This window comes from Leptothrix toolikensis (SeqCode), assembly GCF_057922285.1.
This window is the reverse complement of record NZ_JBYSVC010000042.1, coordinates 1-22,357: the sequence shown is the minus strand read 5'-3', so window position 1 is coordinate 22,357 and position 22,357 is coordinate 1. Positions and strand designations below refer to the sequence as shown.

General features: G+C 64.2%; 21 protein-coding genes. 16 read left to right on the top strand and 5 right to left on the bottom strand.

Translation table 11 applies throughout. The features are described 5' to 3' along the window. Positions 1–40 precede the first annotated feature (40 nt). The 4 genes from AC3VI7_RS07915 to lysS form a co-directional block, all read right to left on the bottom strand. Entirely contained in the window at positions 41–679 is a 639-nt protein-coding gene (locus AC3VI7_RS07915) for an MBL fold metallo-hydrolase (RefSeq protein ID WP_489669488.1), read from the bottom strand. Between the two features lie 110 nt (positions 680–789). Continuing rightward, a complete protein-coding gene (locus AC3VI7_RS07910) occupies positions 790–966 on the bottom strand; it encodes a hypothetical protein (protein WP_489669487.1) in 177 nt (58 codons plus the stop codon). A gap of 97 nt (positions 967–1,063) precedes the next feature. Next, positions 1,064–1,786: a 4a-hydroxytetrahydrobiopterin dehydratase gene (locus tag AC3VI7_RS07905; RefSeq protein ID WP_489669486.1), complete on the bottom strand. Its 723-nt coding sequence runs from the start codon at positions 1,784–1,786 to the stop codon at positions 1,064–1,066. Positions 1,787–1,809: 23 nt separating this feature from the next. Beyond that, the gene (gene lysS / locus AC3VI7_RS07900; RefSeq protein ID WP_489669485.1) at positions 1,810–3,342 is read right to left on the bottom strand and encodes a lysine--tRNA ligase; all 1,533 of its coding nucleotides are present in this window, start codon (positions 3,340–3,342) and stop codon (positions 1,810–1,812) included. 87 nt (positions 3,343–3,429) lie between these two features. Between lysS and AC3VI7_RS07895 the strand changes: the two genes are divergently transcribed. The 16 genes from AC3VI7_RS07895 (at position 3,430) to AC3VI7_RS07820 (ending at position 21,569) form a co-directional block, all read left to right on the top strand. Beyond that, positions 3,430–4,488, top strand: a complete 1,059-nt coding sequence (locus tag AC3VI7_RS07895) for a Gfo/Idh/MocA family protein (protein ID WP_489669484.1) — start codon at positions 3,430–3,432, stop codon at positions 4,486–4,488. 1 nt (position 4,489) lies between these two features. Then, complete coding sequence (locus tag AC3VI7_RS07890) at positions 4,490–5,089, top strand: acyltransferase (protein WP_489669483.1); 600 nt, start codon at positions 4,490–4,492, stop codon at positions 5,087–5,089. A 17-nt stretch (positions 5,090–5,106) separates the two neighbouring features. After that, positions 5,107–6,213, top strand: a complete 1,107-nt coding sequence (locus AC3VI7_RS07885; protein ID WP_489669482.1) for a DegT/DnrJ/EryC1/StrS family aminotransferase — start codon at positions 5,107–5,109, stop codon at positions 6,211–6,213. Further along, on the top strand, positions 6,210–7,496 hold the full coding sequence (locus AC3VI7_RS07880) for a lipopolysaccharide biosynthesis protein (RefSeq protein ID WP_489669481.1): 1,287 nt from the start codon (positions 6,210–6,212) through the stop codon (positions 7,494–7,496). The genes AC3VI7_RS07885 and AC3VI7_RS07880 overlap by 4 nt, the downstream gene beginning before the upstream one ends. A gap of 38 nt (positions 7,497–7,534) precedes the next feature. Continuing rightward, positions 7,535–8,113 (top strand): acyltransferase, encoded by a 579-nt coding sequence (locus AC3VI7_RS07875; protein ID WP_489669480.1) that lies wholly within the window; start codon positions 7,535–7,537, stop codon positions 8,111–8,113. Continuing rightward, the gene (locus tag AC3VI7_RS07870) at positions 8,110–9,225 is read left to right on the top strand and encodes a glycosyltransferase (protein WP_489669479.1); all 1,116 of its coding nucleotides are present in this window, start codon (positions 8,110–8,112) and stop codon (positions 9,223–9,225) included. The genes AC3VI7_RS07875 and AC3VI7_RS07870 overlap by 4 nt, the downstream gene beginning before the upstream one ends. Before the next feature lie 12 nt (positions 9,226–9,237). Further along, positions 9,238–10,524, top strand: coding sequence for a glycosyltransferase family 4 protein (locus tag AC3VI7_RS07865; protein WP_489669478.1), 1,287 nt, complete (start codon positions 9,238–9,240; stop codon positions 10,522–10,524). Further along, positions 10,524–11,225 (top strand): class I SAM-dependent methyltransferase, encoded by a 702-nt coding sequence (locus AC3VI7_RS07860; protein ID WP_489669477.1) that lies wholly within the window; start codon positions 10,524–10,526, stop codon positions 11,223–11,225. The genes AC3VI7_RS07865 and AC3VI7_RS07860 overlap by 1 nt, the downstream gene beginning before the upstream one ends. Before the next feature lie 18 nt (positions 11,226–11,243). After that, positions 11,244–12,425, top strand: coding sequence for a DegT/DnrJ/EryC1/StrS family aminotransferase (locus tag AC3VI7_RS07855; protein ID WP_489669476.1), 1,182 nt, complete (start codon positions 11,244–11,246; stop codon positions 12,423–12,425). Beyond that, complete coding sequence (locus AC3VI7_RS07850) at positions 12,418–13,014, top strand: sugar transferase (protein WP_489669475.1); 597 nt, start codon at positions 12,418–12,420, stop codon at positions 13,012–13,014. The genes AC3VI7_RS07855 and AC3VI7_RS07850 overlap by 8 nt, the downstream gene beginning before the upstream one ends. Before the next feature lie 48 nt (positions 13,015–13,062). Continuing rightward, the gene (locus tag AC3VI7_RS07845; protein WP_489669474.1) at positions 13,063–14,937 is read left to right on the top strand and encodes a polysaccharide biosynthesis protein; all 1,875 of its coding nucleotides are present in this window, start codon (positions 13,063–13,065) and stop codon (positions 14,935–14,937) included. Positions 14,938–15,012: 75 nt separating this feature from the next. Then, positions 15,013–17,691: a bifunctional acetate--CoA ligase family protein/GNAT family N-acetyltransferase gene (locus AC3VI7_RS07840; RefSeq protein ID WP_489669473.1), complete on the top strand. Its 2,679-nt coding sequence runs from the start codon at positions 15,013–15,015 to the stop codon at positions 17,689–17,691. Between the two features lie 55 nt (positions 17,692–17,746). After that, on the top strand, positions 17,747–18,256 hold the full coding sequence (locus AC3VI7_RS07835) for an Xre family toxin-antitoxin system antitoxin (protein WP_489669472.1): 510 nt from the start codon (positions 17,747–17,749) through the stop codon (positions 18,254–18,256). Then, entirely contained in the window at positions 18,253–18,729 is a 477-nt protein-coding gene (locus AC3VI7_RS07830; RefSeq protein WP_489669471.1) for an RES family NAD+ phosphorylase, read from the top strand. Before AC3VI7_RS07835 ends, AC3VI7_RS07830 begins: the two co-directional genes overlap by 4 nt. A gap of 21 nt (positions 18,730–18,750) precedes the next feature. Beyond that, positions 18,751–20,163 (top strand): TAXI family TRAP transporter solute-binding subunit, encoded by a 1,413-nt coding sequence (locus AC3VI7_RS07825; RefSeq protein ID WP_489669470.1) that lies wholly within the window; start codon positions 18,751–18,753, stop codon positions 20,161–20,163. Then, positions 20,160–21,569: a TAXI family TRAP transporter solute-binding subunit gene (locus tag AC3VI7_RS07820; RefSeq protein WP_489669469.1), complete on the top strand. Its 1,410-nt coding sequence runs from the start codon at positions 20,160–20,162 to the stop codon at positions 21,567–21,569. The genes AC3VI7_RS07825 and AC3VI7_RS07820 overlap by 4 nt, the downstream gene beginning before the upstream one ends. Here AC3VI7_RS07820 and AC3VI7_RS07815 read toward each other — a convergent pair. Further along, positions 21,552–22,357: protein kinase (locus AC3VI7_RS07815; protein ID WP_489671452.1), on the bottom strand; the 806-nt coding region annotated here is incomplete at its 5' end. The two genes, AC3VI7_RS07820 and AC3VI7_RS07815, sit on opposite strands and share 18 nt — an antisense overlap.

The following is a 22,357-nucleotide window of genomic DNA, read 5'->3' as shown; positions in this document are numbered from 1 at the left end:
CCTAGAGAATCAACGCTCTAGGGCTTTTTCTTTGAGCGTCTCAGGTTCCAGCCACGTATGGGTTATCGACCCGTTCTTGACCGAAGCTGCTTTCCGGGCCGTGGCCGGGGATGAAGATGGTGGCGTTGCCCATCGGCCAGAGGCGTTGGGTGATGCTGTTGATCAAGGTCGCGTGATCGCCACCGGGGAAATCGGTGCGACCGATGCTGCCGGCAAAGAGCACATCACCCACAAAGCAGCGCTGCGCGCTAGCGCTGTAAAACACCACGTGACCGGGCGTGTGGCCAGGGCAATGGCGGACCGTCACTTGCTCTTGGCCCAAGTCCAGCACATCGCCATCGTTCAACCAGCGCGTCGGCATGAAAGCCTCGGCAGCGGGGAAGCCGAACATGCGGCTTTGCTGCGGTAGGCCGTCGATCCAATACAGATCACCTTCGTGCGGGCCGATGATCGGCAGGCCCAGTTCACGCGCTAAGGTGCCTGTGCCACCCGCATGGTCGATGTGAGCATGCGTGAGCCAAATCTGCTCCAGCCGCACGCCGAGCCGCTTCACGGCTGACTTGATGCGATCCAGATCGCCCCCCGGATCAATCACGGCCGCAGAACGGCTGACCGGACACCACACCAAGGAGCAGTTTTGGGCAAAGGCGGTAACGGGGATGGTTTCGTACTGAAGCATGCGCAATGACCGAGTGAAGATCCGGCAAAAACAGAAACGCCCGGCTTGAACCGGGCGTTGAAGGGAGCCACCGCAGAGGCCCCATCACTGCACCTTGACGGTGCGCGTGATTAGTGAGCGGCCTTCTTTTCAGCCTTGGCTTCGACCTTGGCTTCAACCTTGGCGGAAGCAGCAGAAGCGGCCGGCTTGGCGGCTTCAGCCTTCTTTTCGACAGCCTTAGGAGCGTCAGAGGCGAAAGCGCCGAAGGAGAAAGAAGCAGCGATCAGGGCGGCCAGGAGCTTGTTCATGTGAATACCTTTCAGTTTGAAGAAACCCCCCGCATCCCGGGAGGCCTCTACACAACGGGGCATGTCAAGGCTTGGATGACATATCTTTGAAAAAATTTCAGCCCGCATCCGCAACCGAGGGGAAACCCGCACGCAAGGCATCCAAGTAACGGGCCAGATCAATGTCGGCCTGAGTCGGCTTCCAGCCATCCGACCACGTACTGAGCCAAACCGCCACCTCGCACCAACGGTTTTCCCAACGCGGGTGATGGTCAAGGGCTGCGATCTTGGGCACGGCACCTTGCATAAAGGCCATGGCGTCGCCGAACGAGGCAAAGGTGAAGACACGGTGCAACTCGGTCTTGCGCAGCGGCGCGTCGCCTTCGGCGGCATCGTCCTCAGGCTGAAGCTCAGTGCTCAGCAACTGCCAATTCGACAGGTCATTGGCCACCAAAAGCTCCAGCACCTGACGCAAAGTCTGGAGATCGCTGTAAAGCCGTTCGGCGTCTTGCTCAAGCTCGTCATCCGGCTGCCCCTCTTGGCGGAAGAGGGTGAACAAGATCTCGCTGCCCGCGCCTTGCGGCAGCACCCGCATCGGGTTGCAGACTTCTTGACCACCGGGCAGGCGCACGGTGTGATCGAGCACGCCGTAAGGGTTGTCGGGCACAAAAGCCAGCGTCACCGCCCCAGCGGGTGACTGCACCACCCATTCACCCCGGACGAACGACACCGAGCGGCAAAACGCCGGGGCCCAGATCGGCAAGTTGAGCGGATCGCGCACAAAACCTGCCACCACGGCGGGCGGCACAGCGACAGAAACGGAAAGGGTGAGTGATTTCACAAGCGGTCTCGCATCCAAGCAGGTCAGGCTTCGCGGCGCAGGGCCGGGAACAGAATCACGTCGCGGATGCTGGGTGAGTCGGTGATGAGCATCATCAGGCGGTCGATGCCGATACCGCAGCCACCCGCAGGGGGCATACCGTATTCGAGCGCACGGATGAAATCAGCGTCAAAGAACATCGCTTCTTCGTCACCCGCATCCTTGTTGGCCACTTGGGCTTGGAAACGCGCAGCTTGGTCTTCGGCGTCGTTCAGTTCGCTGAAGCCATTGGCGTATTCACGCCCGGTGATGAAGAGCTCGAAGCGTTCAGTGATCGAGGGGTTGGTGTCCGAGGCCCGGGCCAGCGGACTGACTTCGACCGGATAGTCAATGATGAACGTCGGCTGCCAGAGCTTTTCTTCCACCACCGCTTCAAACAAGCCAAATTGCAGCTCGGCCAAGCGCCAATGCGCGGGCGGCTCCTCGCCCAAGCTCTTGAGCTTGGCGTGTATGGCGACGGCATCGTCCGCCTCAGCGTCGCTCAAACCAGCATGCACCACCAACGAGTCACGCACGGACAAACGCGCAAAGGGCTCGTCCAGATGCACTTCCTTGCCGGCGTAGGTCACGCGCGCTGAGCCGGTGGCCGAACGGGCCGCGTGGCGCAGCACTTGCTCGGTGAAGTCCATCAGATCGTGGTGATTCCAGTACGCCGCGTAAAACTCCATCATCGTGAATTCGGGGTTGTGCCGAACACTGATGCCTTCGTTGCGGAAGTTGCGGTTGATCTCAAACACGCGCTCAAAGCCACCCACCAACAGACGCTTCAGATAGAGCTCCGGCGCGATGCGCAGGTACATCTCTTGATCAAGCGCGTTGTGGTGCGTGATGAACGGCTTGGCGTTCGCGCCGCCAGGAATCGGGTGCAGCATCGGCGTTTCCACTTCGAGGAAGTGGTGCTCAATCATGAGCTGCCGAATGCTGGCCACCGCCTTGCTGCGGGCCCGGAAACGCTCACGGGCGTGCTCGTCGGTGATCAGATCGACGTAGCGCTGACGGTACTTTTGTTCCTGATCGGTCATGCCGTGGAACTTGTCCGGCAGCGGGCGCAGCGCCTTGGTCAGCAGGCGCAAGTTGGTGACCTTGATCGACAGCTCGCCCGTCTTGGTGCGGAACAACACGCCTTCGGCACCGAGGATGTCGCCCAAATCCCAATGCTTGAAAGCCGCCAGTTTCTCAACGCCCACGTTGTCTTGGGTGATGTAGAGCTGGATGCGGTTCAGGCCTTGGCTGGTGCCGTCTTGCAGCGTGGCAAAGCAAGCCTTGCCCATCACACGCTTGAGCATCATCCGGCCGGCCACGCTGGCTTGGATCGGCTCAGCGTCGAGGGTGGCAGCGTCCTTGCCTTCGTGCAGGCGATGCAGGTCTCCGGCGTGGTCAGCGGGTTTGAAATCGTTCGGGAAAGCGATGCCTTGGGTTCGCAAGGCGCTCAGCTTCTCACGCCGCTCGGCGATGAGTTGGTTGTCGTCAAGGGAGGCGGTCTGAACAGTCTGGGATGGGGCGGGTGCAGCGGTCATCATCAACTCATGGGATTTGCTGCAATTTTAGGCTGCCGATGCGGGGTGGGCCGATAAAATCAACGGTTTGCCCCCAGCGAGGCTTCCATGAGCGCACCGTACCCGATCACCGACCGCAAGATCCGCTTCGCCCTGGTGGGTTGCGGGCGCATCGCCAAGAACCATTTCAGTGCTCTTGAGCGCCATGCCGAACGCGCCGAGCTGGTGGCTGTGTGTGACACGCTTCCCGAGCGGGCCCACGCAGCGGCCGCTCAAACAGGCGCACGCCCCTTCACCCACCTCGACACCCTGTTGGCCCAAAGCGACGCGGACATCGTGGTGCTGACCACCCCGAGCGGCTTGCACCCGCAGCAAGCCATCCGCGTGGCCGCCGCTGGCCGCCATGTGCTCTCGGAAAAACCCATGGCGACCAAGTGGGACGAAGGCATGGCGATGGTGCGCGCCTGCCGCGACGCCGACGTCAAGCTGTTCGTCGTCAAGCAAAATCGCTTGAACGCCACCATGCAGTTGCTCAAAAAGGCCATCGATCAAAAGCGTTTTGGCCGCATCCACATGGTCACAGTCAACGTGTTCTGGACCCGGCCGCAGAGCTATTACGACGAAGCCCCGTGGCGCGGGCGCTGGGACATGGACGGTGGTGCTTTCATGAACCAAGCCAGTCACTATGTGGACATGGTCGATTGGCTGGTTGGCCCGGTGGACAACGTACACGCCTACACCGCCACCCAAGCGCGTGACATCGAAGCCGAAGACAGCGGCATCATGAGCCTGCGCCTGCGCGCTGGCGGCTTGGCCAGCATCAACGTCACGATGCTGACGTATCCAAAAAATTTGGAAGGCTCGATCACCGTCTTGGGCGAACGGGGTACCGTGCGCATCGGCGGCGTGGCCGTCAACGAGATCCAGCACTGGGAGTTCGATGCGCCGCGTCCCGAAGACGAAGAGATCAAGGCCGCCAGCTACGCCACCACCTCGGTCTACGGTTTTGGCCACCCGCTCTATTACGACAACGTGGTGCAGACCCTGCGCGGTGAAGCGCACGCCGAGGTCGATGGCTACAGCGGTCTGCGCTCGCTCGAAGTGCTGATCGCCGGCTACCGCTCAGCACGCGACGGCGTGCGCGTCGGCCTGCCGCTGGTGTTCTGACATGGGCTACTGGAAACACGACAGCGCCATCGTCGATGACGGCGCGCAACTCGGCGACGGCACCAAGGTTTGGCACTTCAGCCACGTTTGCGGCGGCGCACGCATCGGGGCGAACGGCTCGCTGGGCCAAAACGTCTTCGTCGGCAACGATGTGCTGATCGGCTCGGGCGTCAAGATCCAAAACAACGTCTCGGTCTATGACGCTGTCACCATCGAAGACGATGTCTTCTGCGGCCCGAGCATGGTCTTCACCAACGTCTACAACCCACGCGCCGCCGTGGCCCGCAAGGCCGAATACCGCCGCACCTTGATCCGGCGCGGTGCCACCCTCGGGGCCAACTGCACGGTGGTCTGTGGCACCACGGTGGGCGCTTTTGCCTTCATCGGCGCAGGAGCCGTGGTGCAACGCGACGTGCCCGATTACGCCCTGATGGTCGGTGTACCGGCTCGGCGCATCGGCTGGATGAGCCGCCACGGCGAGCGCCTGAGCCTGCCCCCCCGCAGCCTCGGTGGCGAACCCATGGAAGCCTCCTGCCCCGCCACAGGCGAGCGCTACCGGCTGGTGGGAGACGTGCTGACACGCTTGGATGGACCCGCTTGACTCTTTTGAAAGACCCCATGCAATTCATCGACCTCAAGTCTCAATACGCCGCGCTCAAAAGCGAGATCGACGCGGGTATCCAGCGGGTGCTGGATCACGGCCAATACATCATGGGGCCGGAGGTGAAGGCGCTTGAGACGGCGCTGGCCAGCTTTGTGGGTGTGCGCCACTGCATCACGGTGGCCAGCGGCACCGAAGCACTGCTGATTGCGCTGATGGCCTTGGACTTGAAGCCGGGCGATGAAGTGATCACCACGCCGTTCACCTTTGCGGCCACCGCCGAGGTGATCGTGTTACTCGGGGCCAAGCCGGTGTTTGTCGATATCGAGCCCGACACCTGCAACATCGACCCCACCTTGGTTGAGGCAGCGATCACGCCCAAAACCCGGGCGATCATGCCGGTGAGTCTCTACGGTCAAGTGGCCGATATGGCCGAGATCAACGCCATCGCCGCGCGTCACCGCCTGCCGGTGATCGAAGATGCGGCGCAAAGCTTCGGCGCCAGCTACCAAGGCCGGCGCAGCTGCGGTGTTTCGACCGTGGGCTGCACCAGTTTCTTCCCCAGCAAACCGCTGGGCTGCTACGGCGACGGCGGTGCGATCTTCACCGATGACGATGCCTTGGCCCAAGCCGCACGCGAGATCCGCGTCCACGGCCAAAGCGCGCGCTACACCCACACCCGCGTCGGCGTCGGCGGGCGCATGGACACGCTGCAATGCGCCGTGGTGCTGGCCAAGCTGCCGCGCTTTGCGTGGGAGCTGGAACGTCGCCGCCAGCTTGGCGCGCGCTATCAGCAGCTGCTCGCCCCCTTGGTCGCAGAGGGCCGCCTGCGCTTGCTCGGCGTGCGCCCAGACCGCGACTGCGTTTGGGGCCAGTACACCGTGTTCGTCAACGACCGCGCCCGTGTCCAAGCGGCCTTGCAAGCCGAAGGCGTCCCGACCGCCGTGCATTACCCCAAGCCCATGCACCATCAAGCGGCTTATGCGGCCTACGCCACAGCGGACGCCTGCCCGCACAGCGTGGCCGCCGGCCAGCAGGTGATGAGCCTGCCCATGAGCCCGGATCTGTCCGAAGCCGATCAAGACCGCGTCATTCACGTGTTGTCGAACGTGCTGCGCGCATGACCCCTCCTGCTCCTGCATCCCCAGCCACCGCTGGTTTGCTGCGTGCCAGCCTGACCCTGCTGGCTGGGGGCGCGGCCGCGCAAGCCATTCCCTTGATGCTGGGCCCGCTGCTCACCCGGCTCTACAGCCCGAGCGAGTTCGGCACCTTTCACGTCTTTGCCGCTGTGGCGGCCAATCTGGCGGTGGTGGGCTGCGGGCGCTATGAATTCGCCCTGCCTTTGGCGCGCAGCGACGGCGAAGCGCACGCGCTGCGTCGCTTGGCGCTGGGCATCTTGCTGATCGTGACCGCGCTGTGCCTGCCCATCGGCCTGATCTGGGCCGTGCAGCTCGACGCCTCGTGGCCGCTGGCGCTGCCCTTGGCGGTGGCTTCAGCCGGACTGCTCTCGCTGGCCACCCTCTGGGCCACCCGACAGCAACGCTTCAAGGCCTTGGCCGCCGGACGCATGGCGCAGCACACCGGCACCACGCTGGCACAGTTGCTGGGCGGCTGGCTGCACTGGGGGGTGCATGGGCTGATCGCTGGGGGCGTGGCCGCTGCGCTGACCGCCGTCGCCTTGCTGCGTCTACCGCTGGGCCAAGCGGGAAGCGCTGAGCTGACGGCCGCACCGTCTTGGCGCGATGTGGCGCGCCAACATCGGCACTTTCCGCTGCTCAACACCCCGCACGCTTTTGCCAGCGCCTTGCAAGACACCCTCGCCTTTGCCCTGATCGCCACCACCTTGGGGCCGGCGGCCGCAGGCTTTTGGGGCTTGGCGATGCGCTATCTCAAAGCCCCGGCCACCTTGATTGGTGGCGCGGTCTCACAAGCGCTCTACCCCAAGCTGGCGGCTGCGGGTGAGGTACCCCTTGGTGGTGCGGTCAGCCTCGAAGCACGCCAAGCTGTGCGCCGCGTGATGCTGATCCTCACCGCTTTGGCCCTGCCCTTGGTCGCACTGCTCTGGGCGCTGGGCGCTTGGCTGTTTGAGTGGTTCTTCGGCAGCGCTTGGCACGAAGCCGGTCTGCTGGCCCAAGCCTTGGCGCTCTACATCGGGGTGCATTTCGTCGCCGCGCCGCTGGCGGTAGTCACCATGGCGTGGAACGCCCAAGCGTGGGCGCTGCGTTTAGCGCTGATCGGACAAGTGGTGTTTGTCGGTGCCTTGGCGCTGGGTGCGCACTGGGGCGGGCTGATCGGTGCGGGTTGGGCGGTGTCGCTGGCCATGCTGGCCTACTTCGGCTATTACTTCTGGGCCTTGGCCACTTGGCCGGTCACCCCAACAAGCACCGCAACGAAAGCAGCGTCATGAAAGCAGCGTGGTCCCGACGACTTTGGCAGCCTTGCAAGATGCTGCTCTCACGCCTCTGGGGCACCCGCATGGTTTGGGGCTTTGTGCGCGGCGACGGTGAATTCCTGCCCCACACCCGTATCAGCAACACCAGCTGTGTGTTTGCCAAAGAACGCCTTCAGGTGGCCGATCATGTCTTCATTGGTCACTTCAGCGTGCTCGATGCCACCTACGGCTTGAAGATCGGTGAAGGCTGTCAGATCGGTTTTTTCACCGGCATCTTCAGCCACTCCAGCCACGCGGCGATCCGTCTTTATGGCCGCGCCTACGTGAGCACCGCTGAGAAAAAAGCCTACTTCACCGACAGCGTCGAAATCGGCGACTACTGCTTCATCGGCGCGCACGCCACCTTGTCCCCCGGCACTCGCCTCGGCAAGGGCTGCTTGGTGTCGGCCTACAGTTTGGTCAAGGGCAGCTACCCGGACTTCTCGATCTTGGCCGGACAACCGGCCAAAGTGGTGGGCGATACCCGCCGTCTTGATGCCAAACTGCTGCGCCAGTATCCCGAGCTTGAAACCCATTACATCGACTGGGCCGGTGCCCCTGCGACCGAGCTCCACGCGACCCCGCAGCCATGAAGCATCCCGCGCCCGTCCACCTGCGCCACGTCCTGATCGGCGATGGTGAGAGCCCCCATCTGCTCAAGTGGGCCCGCGCCTTGGCACCGCACGTCGAGCTGTGGGTGGCGTCCAGCCGGGGCTTTTTGCCGGGCTTTGACGGCGTGGTGCCTTCTTGGCGACGCTTGGCGTTGGGAGCTGACGTGGCGCACAAAGGCGGCAACTTCGGCGTGCTGCGCGGTCTGCCGCGTCTGGGCGCTTGGCTGCGCGAGATCGACGCCGACTGGATCCACGCCCACTACTTGACTTCGCACGGCACCTTGGCTTGGCTGGCCAAACGGGGCTGGGGCTTGCGCGCTCACTTGATCGGTTCCGCATGGGGCAGCGACATCCTTGTCACCCCGCAGCGCGGCGCGCTGTACCGCTGGCTGACCCGTCGGGTGCTGCGCGCTTGCCGCATCACCACGAGCGATTCGCACCACATGGCCGAGGTGATGAAAAGCCTCGGCGCGGGCGAGGTTTCGGTCTTTCCCTTCGGTTTAGAGCGCTTGCCGCCGCCAGCCCGCGCCAAAGAGCCCTGGCTCTTTTTCACCAACCGGGGGATGGAGCCGATCTATCGCCCCGAGCGCATCATCGCCACCTTTGCGGCCATCTCGGCGGCCTGCCCCGAGGCCCGGCTGGTGGTGGCCAACCATGGCTCGCTGCGCAACGCCATGGACGATCAGGTCTTTGGCTTGGGCTTGCAACACCGCGTGCTGTTCGTCGGCCGCCTCGACGCCGTCAACCAAGACCGCTGGTACGCCCGCGCCACGTGGTACTTGAGCCTGCCGGAAAGCGACTCGGTCGCGGTCTCGGTGTTGGAGGCCATGGGCCACAGCTGCATCCCCATCCTGTCGGACCTGCCGGCCAACCATGAACTGGTCGAGGATGGCGAAAACGGCCTGATCTTGGCCGACAGGGGTCAGCCCGACATGGCCGTCTTGGCCGAGCTGGGCTCGCGCGCGCACCGCATCGGCCAGCACAATCGCACCTGGGTGCAACAGCACGGCTTGTTTGCCCCGGCCGTGCGGACGCTGATGGTGCGCTTGCGCGCCTTGGCCCCACCACCGCCCCGCAACCCACCGAAGCCTTGAAGGCCTTGCAGCGTGCAGATTCTCTACATCAACCACTACGCCGGCTCGCCAGCCTTGGGCATGGAATACCGCCCGTATTACCTAGCGCGCGAGTGGGTCCGCCTTGGGCACACCGTCCACATGGTGGCGGCCGGTTTTTCGCATGTGCGGGCGCGCCAACCCGAAGATCCGCAAGCACCTGGTGAGCTGATCGACGCACCGCTGCGCCAGCTCATCGACGGCATCGACTACCACTGGTTCCCCACCCCACCTTACCAAGGCAATGGCTTGGGGCGGATCAAAAACATCTGGGCTTTTCTCCGCCAAGTCTGGGTGGCCGCCGACCGGCTGATCGCGGAAGTCCGCCCGCAGGTGGTGATCGCCTCCAGCACCTACCCGATGGACATCTGGGTGGCGCGGCGCATCGCCCGCAAGGCCGGGGCCAAATTGGTCTTTGAGGTGCATGACCTCTGGCCGCTCTCGCCCATCGAACTCTCGGGCATGTCGCCGCGCCATCCCTTCATCCGCATGGTGCAAAAAGCCGAGGACGACGCCTACCGCGACGCCGACGTGGTGATCTCGATGCTGCCCAAGGTCCACGACTACATGGCCAGCCGAGGGCTTGATCTGAAGAAGCTACACATCGTGCCCAACGGCATCACGCAAGACGAGTGGCAAGGTGAGCCCCCGCCTTTGCGCCCGGATGTGATTGCAGCCCTCGACCAAGCCCGCCACGACGGGGCCACCGTCGTCGGCTACGCCGGCTCGATGGGTCGGCCCAACGCCTTGGACACCTTGCTCGACGCCGCCAAGAAGCTGCTGCATCAAGCTGCGCCGCTGCGCATCGTCATGGTCGGTGACGGCCACGAGCGTGCCCATCTGGCCGAGCGCATCGCCCAAGAGGGCCTGCATAACGTCAGCTTGCTGGCCCCCATTCCCAAAGCGCAGATCCCAAGCTTCCTGGCCGCCATCGACATCGCCTACATCGGCTGGCAGCGCGTGCCGATCTACCGCTTCGGCATCGCGCCCAACAAGCTGATGGACTACATGATGGCCGGCTGCGTGGTGTTGCACTCGGTCGAGGCCGGCAACGACCCGGTGCAGGAAGCTGGCTGTGGCCTCACCGTCCCGCCGACCAACGCCAAGGCGGTGGTCGAAGGCCTGCGCCAGCTCACCTTGCTGGGCACGACGGAGCGCCGACACATGAGCGAACGCGGTCGCGCCTTCGTGTTGGCCAACCACACCTACCCGGTGCTGGCGCAGCGGTTCTTGGACGCGCTGCATCCCACCACCACCACCACCACTCACCGGGCCCCTTGATGAGCCCAGCGGCACGTCCCCCCCAGCGGCCAGATCGCACCCGCACGGCCCGGGACACCGATCCCCGGCTGCACCGGATGCTTGGCCCGGATGTGTCGCATACCTTGCGCGAGCGCCATCACGCTATCTTGCATCTGCTCAGGCACGTGCTTCAGCGCGATCTCAAGCACCTGCATCTGCTGGAGGTGGGTTGCGGCAGCGGCATCCATTTGCTCGAATTCATGCGCATGGGTTTTGCGGCGCAGCACCTTGCCGGGGTGGAAATGCGCCCTGAACGCTTGGCGTTGGCCCAACGGGTGTTGCCACCGGCCGTCAAGTTGCACGGTGGGGACGCCAGCTTTCTCGACATCCCGCCCGCCAGCTTGGACATCGTTTTCCAGGCCACCGTTTTTTCCTCGCTGCCCGACACCGAAGCGCGCATTCGCTTGGCCGAAACCCTCTGGAGCTGGGTAAAGCCGGGCGGGGGCGTGCTTTGGTATGACCGCGTCGTCAGCGACAGTCGCCAGCCCGAGGCGCGTGGCTTGCCGATGCGCCATGTGCGCCGACTCTTCCCCGACGCTCAGCTCGAAAGTCGCCGCGTCACCTTGGCCCCGAACGTCGCGCGCACGGCATGCCGCATTTCGCCGCACCTCTACCCCCTTCTCAACGCCATCCCGCAGCTGCGCACCCACGCGCTGGTGTGGGTGGGCAAGGCTCTCTAGTCCCCGACAATACCGCCCATGAGCAACGCACCGACCCCCGCCCTGCCCTTCATGCCCTTTGCCTTGCCCGAGTTGGGCGAGGAAGAAATCGCCGAAGTCGTCGATACCCTGCGTTCCGGCTGGGTCACCACTGGCCCCAAAACCCGGCGCTTTGAACAAGACTTCGCCGCCTTCCTGGGCGACGAGAGCCTGCACTGCATCGCCGTCAACTCGGCCACGGCGGGCTTGCATCTGGCCCTCGAAGCGCTGGGCATTGGCCCGGGCGATGAAGTCATCACCACCACCCACACCTTCACCGCCACCGCCGAAGTGGTGCGTTACATGGGTGCCGACGTGAAACTGGTCGATATCGACCCGGCCACGCTCAACATCGACCCGGCCGCCATCGAAGCCGCCATCACGCCGCGCACCAAAGCCTTGATGCCGGTGCATTACGCCGGGTTGGCGGCCGACATGCCCGCTATTCGCGCCATCGCCCGCAAACACGGCTTGAAGATCGTCGAAGACGCTGCGCACGCACTGCCCACCACCAGCCAAGGTCAGCTCATCGGCACGCTCGACAGCGACGCCACGGTCTTCAGCTTCTACGCCAACAAAACCATCACCACCGGCGAAGGCGGCATGCTCGTCACCCGCGACGCCGCCTTGGCGGCCCGGGCCAAGGTGATGCGCTTGCACGGCATCAACCGCGATGCTTTTGATCGTTTCACCGCCAAGGTGCCGAGCTGGTACTACGAAATCGTCGCCCCCGGCTTCAAGTACAACCTGACCGACATCGCCGCCGCCTTGGGCCTGCACCAGTTGAAGCGCGCGCACGCCTTCCAGCAAAAGCGCGCTCAGCTGGCGCAGATCTACAACGAAGCGCTCCAAGACTTGCCGCTGATCTTGCCGCCGCGACCCGCCCCCGGCGAGCTGCACGCTTGGCATTTGTACGTGGTGCGCGTGCGCCCGGATGCACCCATCGGTCGGGATCGACTGATCGAAGCCCTGTTCAACGCCGGCATCGGTTGCAGCGTCCACTACATGCCGCTGCACTTGCACCCCTACTGGCGCGAACGCTACGACCTGCAAGCAGCGGACTTCCCACACAGCCAGCGGGCGTACGAGCAAATGCTGAGCTTGCCGCTCTACACCCGCATGACGGCGGCCGACGCGCTGCGCGTGGTGGATGCGGTGCGCGCCGCCTTGGCCCATGTCTAAACGTCTTTTCGATCTGACGCTGGCCGGCCTGGGAACCCTGCTGCTGGCCCCGCTGCTGCTGCTGATCGCGCTGGCGGTCAAGCTCGACTCGCGCGGGCCGGTGTTTTACCGCCAGGTGCGGGTGGGGCGCTTCGGCCAGACCTTTCGCATCCACAAGTTCCGCACCATGACGCACAACCCGGCCGACCGGGGGCCGCTGATCACGGTGGGGGCGGACACGCGCATCACCCGCGTCGGCGCGGTGCTGCGCCGCACCAAGCTTGACGAGCTGGCGCAGCTTTTCGATGTGCTCGAAGGCACCATGAGCTTGGTCGGGCCGCGCCCTGAAGTGCCGCGTTACGTGGCGCTGTACCCCACCGAGGTGCGCGACAAGGTGCTCTCGGTGCGCCCCGGCATCACCGACATCGCCTCCATCGAGTACCGTGATGAAAGCACCCTGCTGGCCCAAGCCCGCGACCCCGAGCGGGCCTACACCGAGGTGATCCTGCCCGCCAAGCTGCGCTTTGCGCTGAGCTACGTCGAGACGCAATCGCTCGGCCTCGATATCCGCCTGATCCTGCGCACCTTGGGCGCACTGCTCCACAGGTGATCCTCCACAGGTGACCACCCCGTTGATCACCGTTGACCGCTGAACCCCATGCTCTGGCACCGACTTGACCCCCTCCTGACCCGCATCCGCCCCCACCGCGAGTGGCTGGCTTTGGCCATCGACGCGGGCATCGTCGCGCTGTGCTGGGACATCACCTACATCTTCCGCATGGGCTTTGAGCGCTGGAACAGCGCCCGCCCCAGCTACGACCACTGGGTGATGCTGGGGCTGGTGCTGCTCTACACCCAAGTCTTCTTGATCCTGCGCATCCCCAAAGGGGTGTGGCGTTTCTCGGGCTTTGGCGAGATCCAGCGCCTCACCTTTGCCTGCGCCATCGCCGGCCTGACCGGCGCGGTGGTGGTGTTGATGGCGCAACTGGTGCAGGTGCCACGCGCCGTGCTGGGCTTGCACCCCGTCATCAGCTTGATGGGCTTGGCGATGGTGCGTATCGGCTACCGCATGCTCTATGAGCACATGCGCGCCAGCCTCTCGGGCAGCGCCCAAGAAACGCGCCGCGCGCTGGTGATGGGCGCGGGCGACGCCGGACGGCTGCTGATCGCCGGCATCCAGCACCACGGCTGGGTGGTGGTGGGGCTTTTGGACGACAACCCCAACAAAGTCGGCATGCGTGTCGGCAACGTGCCGGTGCTGGGGCCCCTGGATAGCTGTGCGCATTGGGCGCGGCTGCACGGCATCACCCATCTGATCGTGGCCATGCCGCAGGCCAAGCCGATGGAGCGCCGCCGCGCTCTGGATCTGGCCGCCGCCACCCATCTGCCGATCGTCACGGTGCCCAGTGCCTCTGAGCTGCGCGAAGGCGAGCCGGTGGCCCATGTGCGCGACATCGAACCCGACGATTTGCTCGGTCGCGAGCCGGTGCAGCTCGACGAAGGCGGCATCAGCGAGACCCTCTCGGGCAAGGTGGTGTTGATCACCGGCGCGGGCGGCTCAATCGGCTCTGAGCTGTGTCGCCAAGTGGCACGCTTCGGGCCGCTGCGGCTGGTGCTCTATGAGCTGAGCGAATTCGCCCTCTACCGCATCGAGCAAGAACTGAGCGAAGCCTTTCCGCACATCCCCTTGGTGCGGCTGGTGGGCGATGTGCGCGACCCCGAGCACTTGCGCGCCACCTTTGAGCGCTGGCGACCGCAGGTGGTCTTCCATGCCGCCGCCTACAAACACGTGCCGCTGATGGAGGACGACAACACCTTCTCCGCGCTGCGCAACAACACTTTGGGCACGTGGCACACCGGCCGTGCGGCGGCCAACGCCGGGGTCGAGCGCTTCGTGCTGATCTCGACCGACAAAGCCGTCAATCCGACCAACGTCATGGGCGCTACCAAACGCGCTGCCGAAATGGTGATTGCGCAATTGGCCTCGGAGGCCGCCGAGGCGGACTCGGGCACCCGCTTTATCGCCGTGCGCTTTGGCAACGTGCTGGGCAGCTCCGGCAGCGTGATCCCCAAGTTCAAGGAACAAATTGCCAAGGGCGGGCCGGTCACGGTGACCCACCCCGACATCACGCGCTTTTTCATGACCATCCCCGAAGCCGCCCGGCTGGTGGTGCAAGCCGCCGCGATTGGCGAAGGCGGCCAAGTCTTTGTGCTCGACATGGGCGAGCCGGTGAAGATCGTGGACTTGGCGCGCGACCTGATCCGCATGAGCGGCCACAGCGTGGACGAGATCGGCATCACCTTCAGCGGCCTGCGCCCCGGCGAGAAGCTCTATGAAGAGCTGCTGGCGGATACCGACGCCACGTTGCCGACGCGTTTTTCGCGCCTACGCATCGCCCGACTCGACCAGCGCAGCGATAACGTCAGCCAATTGCTGGCGTGGGCGGGCGAGCGCTCCAGCGCCAGCGACACCGAGGTCCGGGCTCAACTGGCCCGGGTTGTGCCGGAATACCGGCCTGCGGCACGGCTTTGAAACGGCTTGATTCAGGGTTTACCCTAAATTTGGCCGATACTCGGAGGCCAAATTCCAAGCTGTAGAAGGTTCCTCATGGACCATCATTTCCTGACCCCGCTGTTTTCGCCCTCCTCGGTGGTGGTCTTTGCCGGACCGCTTGAACTGCCCGAGCAACAGACCCCGCTGGCCCGCACCTTGATCCGCGAGCTGCGCGCCCAGCCTTTCGAGGGCAGCCTGAGTTTTCTCGACATCAAGCTGCAAGGCACCTTGGCCGACTTGGCGCACTCGCGCGCTGATCTGGCCCTGATCGCCCTGCCCCCCGAGCAGATCGCTGAGGCGCTCGAAATCGCCGGGCGCATTCGCTGCAAAGGCGCGGTGGTGCTGTCCAACGGCCTGCCGACCGCGCAGTGCAACGAGCTGCACGCCATCGCCAAACGGCACGGGGTGCATTTGCTCGGACCGAACACGCTCGGCTTTCAACGGCCCTTTTTGAAACTCAACGCCAGCGCTTTGGGCCCCTTGGGCGCTGCCGGCCCGCTGGCGCTGGTATCGCAATCCGGGGCGCTGACCACTTCGATCCTCGACTGGGCGGGCCGCAACGGTGTGGCCTTCTCCACCGTGGTCTCGCTGGGGCCCAACACCTTGGTGGATCTGCCGCAGGTGCTTGACTTCTTGGCCAACGACGGCGCCACGCAAAGCATCCTTGTCTACATGGAAGGCATCCACCACGCGCGCCGCTTCATGAGCGCGCTGCGCGCTGCGGCCTACACCAAGCCGGTGGTGGTGATGAAAGCCGGCCGCCGCCCGGCAGGCAGCAAAGTGGCGCTAACCCACTCGGCCGCCATCGTCGGCTCGGATGACGTGTTTGAAGCGGTGCTGCGCCGCGCTGGCGTGGTGCGGGTGCGCGAATTCACCCAGTTGTTCTCGGCCGCCAAGTGCTTGGCTTCGCGCTATCGCCCGGTGGGCAAGCGCTTGGCGGTGATCACCAACGGCGGCGGACCCGGGGTGCTGGCCGCCGACCGGGCCAATGAAATCGGCATCGACATCGCTCGCCTCAGCGCCACGCTCCAAACCGATCTGCTGCCTAAACTCGGACCGCAAGCCAACGCCGAATCGGTCATCGATCTGGGTGAAGACGCCACGCCCGAACAGTTCCGCGAATCGATGCTCGCTTGCGGGCGCGACACCCAAGTCGATGGCGTGCTGGTGATCTACTCGCCCAAGCCCGACACCGACCCCGCCGCCATCGCCAAAGCGGTGGGCGAAAACCACAGCCGGGTCAGCAAACCGCTGCTGACGTGCTGGATGGGCGACACCCGCGTGCGTGAGGCGCGTGAATCGCTCAACGAGCGCTCCATCCCGAGCTTTCGCACCCCAGAAGCGGCGGTGGACGCCTTCAACAACATCGCCAGCTTTTATCAAAACCAGCAGCTCTTGCAGCAAACGCCCTCACCGCTGTCGAGCATGGCCAAGCCCGATACCGAAGGGGCCCGGCTGCTGATCGAATCGGTGCTGGCTGAGCGCCGCAAGGTGCTGACCGAGATGGAATCGAAAGCCCTGCTAGCCTCCTTCCACATCCCCGTCACCCGCACGATGCTGGCGCGCACCGTCAACGAAGCGATGCTGATCGCCAGCCAGATCGGCTACCCCGTGGCGCTCAAGATCGATTCGCCCGACATCAGCCACAAGTCCGACGTTCAAGGCGTGGCGCTGAACGTCATGACCGCTGTGCAAGTGCGCGACACCTTCACCGACATGGTGCACACCGTGAGCCGCGCCTTGCCCAAAGCGCGCATCAACGGCGTCACCATCCAGCCCATGGCCGCCAAGCGCCGGGGCCGCGAGATCTACATCGGCATGACCACCGACGAGCCCTTCGGCCCGGTGATCACCTTCGGTGCCGGCGGCACGATGATCGAGCTGATCGCCGACCGCGCCATGGAGCTGCCGCCGCTGAATCAGTTCCTAGCGCACCGCTTGATTGAGCGTGCCCGCGTCGCTGAAACCTTGGGCGAATGGCGTGGCCACCCTGCCGCCAACCTTGAAGCCATCGAGCAGATCTTGCTGCGTGTCTCAGAAATGGTCTGCGCCTTGCCGCAACTGCGCGAGATGGACATCAACCCCATCATCGTGGACGAGCAAGGTGCGGTGGCGGTGGACGCCCGCATCGTCATCGACCACGCCCCCACGGGCACGCAGGACTACAGCCACCTCACGATCCTGCCCTACCCGGTGGTGCATGAGCGCGAATGGCCCATGAAGGGCGGCGACCTCTACACCATCCGCCCCATCCGCCCCGACGACGCCGACATGCTCCAGACCTTCGTGCGCAGCTTGTCGTCGGAGAGCCGCTACTTCCGCTTCGCCAGCGCGATTCAAGAACTGCCCGCCCGCATGCTGGCGCGCTACACCCTGATCGACTACGACCGCGAAATGGCCCTGGTCGCCATCCACCGCGACCGCCAGCCCGACGGCGAGGACGGCTTCATCGACACCGAAAAGATCCTCGGCGTCTCACGCTTCATCACCAATCCCGACCAAACCACCTGCGAGTTCTCCTTGGTCGTCTCCGACGCCGTCAAGGGCCAAGGCTTGGGCTCGCGGCTGATGCTGTCGATCATCGAATTCGCCCGCAGCAAAGGCCTGAGCCAGATCGAAGGCCTGGTCCTGGCCAACAACCCCAACATGCTGCGCCTCATGCGCAGCCTCGGCTTTCACGTCGGCCCCTTCCCCGAAGACACCGACTTCAAGCTGGTGACGAAGGCGTTGTGAGTCCATCAAATGAGACTAAAATGGTCTCATTTGATCCAACTCAGCGAGCCGTACCATGGGACACATCGGCCATAAACGCCTCTCCACCGCCAAGATGGGGCCACCCGCTTACACGCGGGCCTTGGGGGTGGATGCTTACCTTCGGCAAGTACACGACGCCACGCCGATGGAGATGGTCGAAATCGAACGCCAAGGGGTGGCGGGGTTGTTCATCACCGATTTATCGCACCGCATGGAGCTCCCGTCGTCCCGCGTCTTTGCCATGTTGCGCATTCCCAAGGCCACGGCAGCACGCAAGACGGCTCAAGGCGCTGTGGTCGATGGGCGAGCGGGACAGTCGGCGATTGGCATGGTCAAGCTGCTGGGCTTGGCGCAAGACATCGTGAACGAGAGTACGGCGGAGGGTGCCGCAGCCTTTGACGCCGTCAAATGGTTGGGGCAATGGATCGAGCGCCCCCAACCCGCGCTGGGCGGACGCAAACCAGCCGACTTGCTCGATACCCCCACAGGGGTGGACATCGTGGCCCGCTTGCTGGGAGCCCTCCAAAGCGGTGCCTACCTATGAAGTTGTGGCGCATCGCCGCCGAAACACGCCTGTACGCCGCCACCGATCTCAGCGGCGGTGGGGCGGCCCTCTTTCCTGGGCGCTGGAACGGGACCCAACAGGCCGTGATCTACAGCGCCCTGAGCATCGCCCTGGCCGTGCTCGAAACGGCGGCACACATCGATGACGCTGGGTTGCCGCTAAATCGTTTCCTGATCGAGATTGACGTGCCCGAGGCGGTTTGGGCACAGCACGAGAAAATCCAGCACCACGAGCTTGCCGCCACGTGGTCCGCCATCCCAGCCGGGCGGGCCAGCGTGCAGATCGGGGCCGAATGGCTGGCCACCAAACGCTCCCCCGTCTTGCTGGTGCCCTCGGTCATCGTGCCCGAAGAATGCGTCGCCTTGATCAACCCAAGCCACCCCGGCGCATCGGCCATCACCGCCCAAGTGATAAGGCCGTTTGAGTACCACAAGCTATTTCGGACAAGCTAACGCTGCGTCTCACAAGCTCCCATGCCGACATCGCATCACCCAGGCTCACGCATGCAGCACAGCCGCTGGCAGCTCGCCTTGGCGGGCGCGCGCGACTTAGCCATCAACAGCTTGCCGCTGATCTTGATCGGGGCTGTGCTGCTTGCCTTGGCGTACTACGTGATCGACCCAGCGCCACCGCCTGTGGTGACCTTCTCGACCGGCCCCGAGGGCAGCACGTATTGGAAGGTTTGCCAAAAGTACAAGGCATTCGTGGAGAAACACCACGACATCCAAGTGACCTGCAAGGAGTCAGGGGGCTCGGTCGATAACGTTCACCAACTGCTTGAGCGCCAAGCTACGGCGGCTTTCGTCGGCTATCTGCCGGGAAACGAGCGTCTTCATCCTGAAATAAAGAGCTTGGGACTGCTGTTTCGTCAACCGCTTTGGATCTTCTATCGGCGTGATGTCGCCCGACAAAAAGGCCTGCCCCAAGAGCTGACACGGCTGACACAGCTCCAAGGCTGGCAGATCAATATCGGCAAAGAAGGCAGCGGCGGGCGCGCCCTGTTTCTGGAGATGCTCAAGCTCAACGACATGGCGCTGCCCCCCAGCCCAGACAACCGACGCCCACCCATCGAAGCCATGCAGGCCTTGCTCGACAAAAAAGTCGAAGCCATCGTGTTTGAGGGCGTACCGGACGTGGTGGCCAAGCCCTTGTTCAACGACGTCAACATCGGCCTGCTGGACTTGAAGCACGCCATGGCTTATGACCAGCTGCTGCCCAACCTTGATGCCTTCACCCTGCCGATGGGAGCGGTGGATCAAAGCACTTCCATCCCGGCGCAGGACACGCACATGATCGGCACCCAAGCCTCGCTGGTGGTGCATGCCAGCGCCCACCCGGCCCTGCAAAGCCTGTTGATGATGGCCGCCCGCGAGATCCATCGTGAGGCAAGCTGGGTGCAAAACGAAGGGGAATTCCCGATCGGCAAACCGGGCTGGTTTGCCCTCTCGACCGCAGCCGAGCGTTTTCATCGCCAAGGCTTCGCGCTCAAGGAGCACAAGCTGCCGTTCTGGCTGGTCAACTTCTTCGAGCGCATGTGGATGGCCTTGGTCACGATCCTTGCGCTGATGGTGCCGCTGTCACGCATCGTGCCCACGCTCTACACCTTCCGCATCCGCTCGGGCATCTTCCAGTGGTACGCCGCCCTGCGCGAGATCGAAGATGAACTGGTGCAACGCAGTCGCGACGGCGAAACCGCTTGGACCGATCTGCGCCAACGCTTGGGGGACATCGAAGAGCAAGTCCGGCGCATTCAAGTGCCGCTCTCCCGCGCCCATGATTTGTACGAACTGCGCAGCCACATCGCCTTGGTGGGCCAGCGCATCGACAGCGCCGAAACCAGCGGCCACCGGCCCTTCATGCTCAGCACGATGAACGCACCGCTATGACCGCGCGCCTGCGCAACCTTCTCACGCAAGGCAAAGACCTGCTCTGGACCGTCTTGCCCTTGCTTGCTTTTCTGGGCGTGCTGCTGATCTCGGTGTATTACTGGCTCAGCCCCAGACCGCCCATGCAGTTGCGCTTTGCCACCGGCCAAGCCAACGGCACCTACGTCCAGCTGGCCGATCAGTACAAAGCCGACATCCAAACGCACTACCCCGGCCTCGACATCCAACTGATCCCCACCTTGGGTGCCGCCGACAACATCCGGCGTCTGCGTCTAGCACCCTCGGCCTCGGGGGTCGCCGACGTGGCCTTCACGCAAAACGGCGGGCTGGACCCACGCATCGGGCTTGATCCTTCGCAGCTCAACCCGAACAACCCGATGCCTGAGGACATCGACAGCTTGGGCACGGTGCTGCGGCAAGCGTTATGGATCATCTACAACGCTGATGTCGCCAAGCAGCTCCGGGGCACCGAAGCGCTGACACACATCCATGAGCTGAGCGGCTTCAGGATCAACATCGGCTTGGAAGGCAGCGGCGGGCGGATGCTGGCGCTCAAGCTGCTGGAGCGCAACAAACTCCCGCCCCCAGCCCAAGAGGAGGCCGAACTGTCGCAAGCCATGTCGGAGTCGATGATCGACAAGGTCGAAACCGGCCACATCGGGGCCAGTTTCTTCGTGGCCTCCACCGACTCCAAGGTGGTCAAGGCCTTGTTCAGAAAGCTCGCTAGCAGCACACCGTCCAAGATTCGCCTGCTCAATCTGGCCGATGCCGAGGCCTACACCCATGTCATTGCGCACCTATCGCGCGCCGTGCTGCCCAGCGGCATCATTCACTTGGGCCGCGAGATCCCCGCCACCGACATCGCCCTGTTGACGTCCACCTCGTCGTTGATCGTGCGCGAGGATCTGCACCCGGCCCTGCAAAACATCCTGCTCGAAACCAGCCGACGGATCCATAAACGGGCCGAGCTGTTCCAAAAGGAAGGCGAATTCCCCATCGGCCAACCCAGCTTGTTTCATCTCTCCGACGAAGCCGAACGCTACTTCCGCCAAGGCAACAACACCCCACGCCGCCACTGGCTGCCGTTTTGGCTCAGCAATCTGATCGACCGGATGTGGCTCACGCTGGTGACCGTGGCCGCCGCGCTGCTCCCGATCTCGCGGCTGATTCCGCCCTTCTACGCTTGGCGCATGCGCCGGCGGATCTTCCGCTGGTACGAAGACCTCTACCGCGTCGAAGAAGCCATCGACGGCGGCCAAGTGGCCCACGCCGAGTTGCAAGACAACCTCGACAAGCTGCTGGCACGGGTGGAACGCACCCGCGTGCCCCTATCGCGCACCGACGAGCTCTACAACCTACGCAGCCACATCACGCTGGTGCAGCAGCGTTTAGATAGCGTGCCATAACGCCACGATCTCGCCAAAGCCGGGCCGCGCCAACACCTCGGGTTGCAAGCAGTCATCGCGCAGGGCGACCAACGGGGCGAGCAGCACATCGGCGGGGACGGCCGCGTGATCAAGCAGCTCTTCCAGCAAGCAGCCAAAGGCGCGCACTTCAAGCCGCTCCAGCGCTTTAGCATCAGGGGCGGTGCGGTCGTAGAAGGTGGCTGCACCCAAGTCGCTCAACAGCGCCTCGTGCCCCGCAGCACCATCCCACAAGATGTTGTGGGCGTAGAGGTCGCCATGCATCAGCCCTTGGGCGTGCAGATGGGCCGCAACGTCCGCGATGCGCCGAGCCAGCCCCAGCACACTGGCGGTGGACAGCTGCAAGGCGTCGGCGTAGACATCCCGCGTACACGAACTCAAGCTCGGCGGGCCCGCCAAAGCCCGAAAGGCCGGGTCCAACAGCGCCAGCACCAGCCCGGCACCCTCTTCTCGGTGGCCGTTGATCGCACCTTGCAGCACCCCTTCGACCGGGATCAAACCGGGATGCCCCGCAGCCGCCACACACGCGGCCATTTCACTGTCGGGCGAGCCGTCGCTGGTCATGGCCGCGCGAAAGAGCTTCACCGCCACCGGCTGCGGCGCTTGATCCGGTCGGCGCTGCCACATGGCTCGGTGGATCACCCCCGAAGCGCCTTCGCCCAAGGTGTGCTCCAACGCCAAGGCCGAGCCGGGAATGCGCGCCAAGTCGGGGCGATCATGGCGCGCGTCGTGCCGCTGCGCCTCGGCCTGCCAAAGCGGATTGCCCGCCA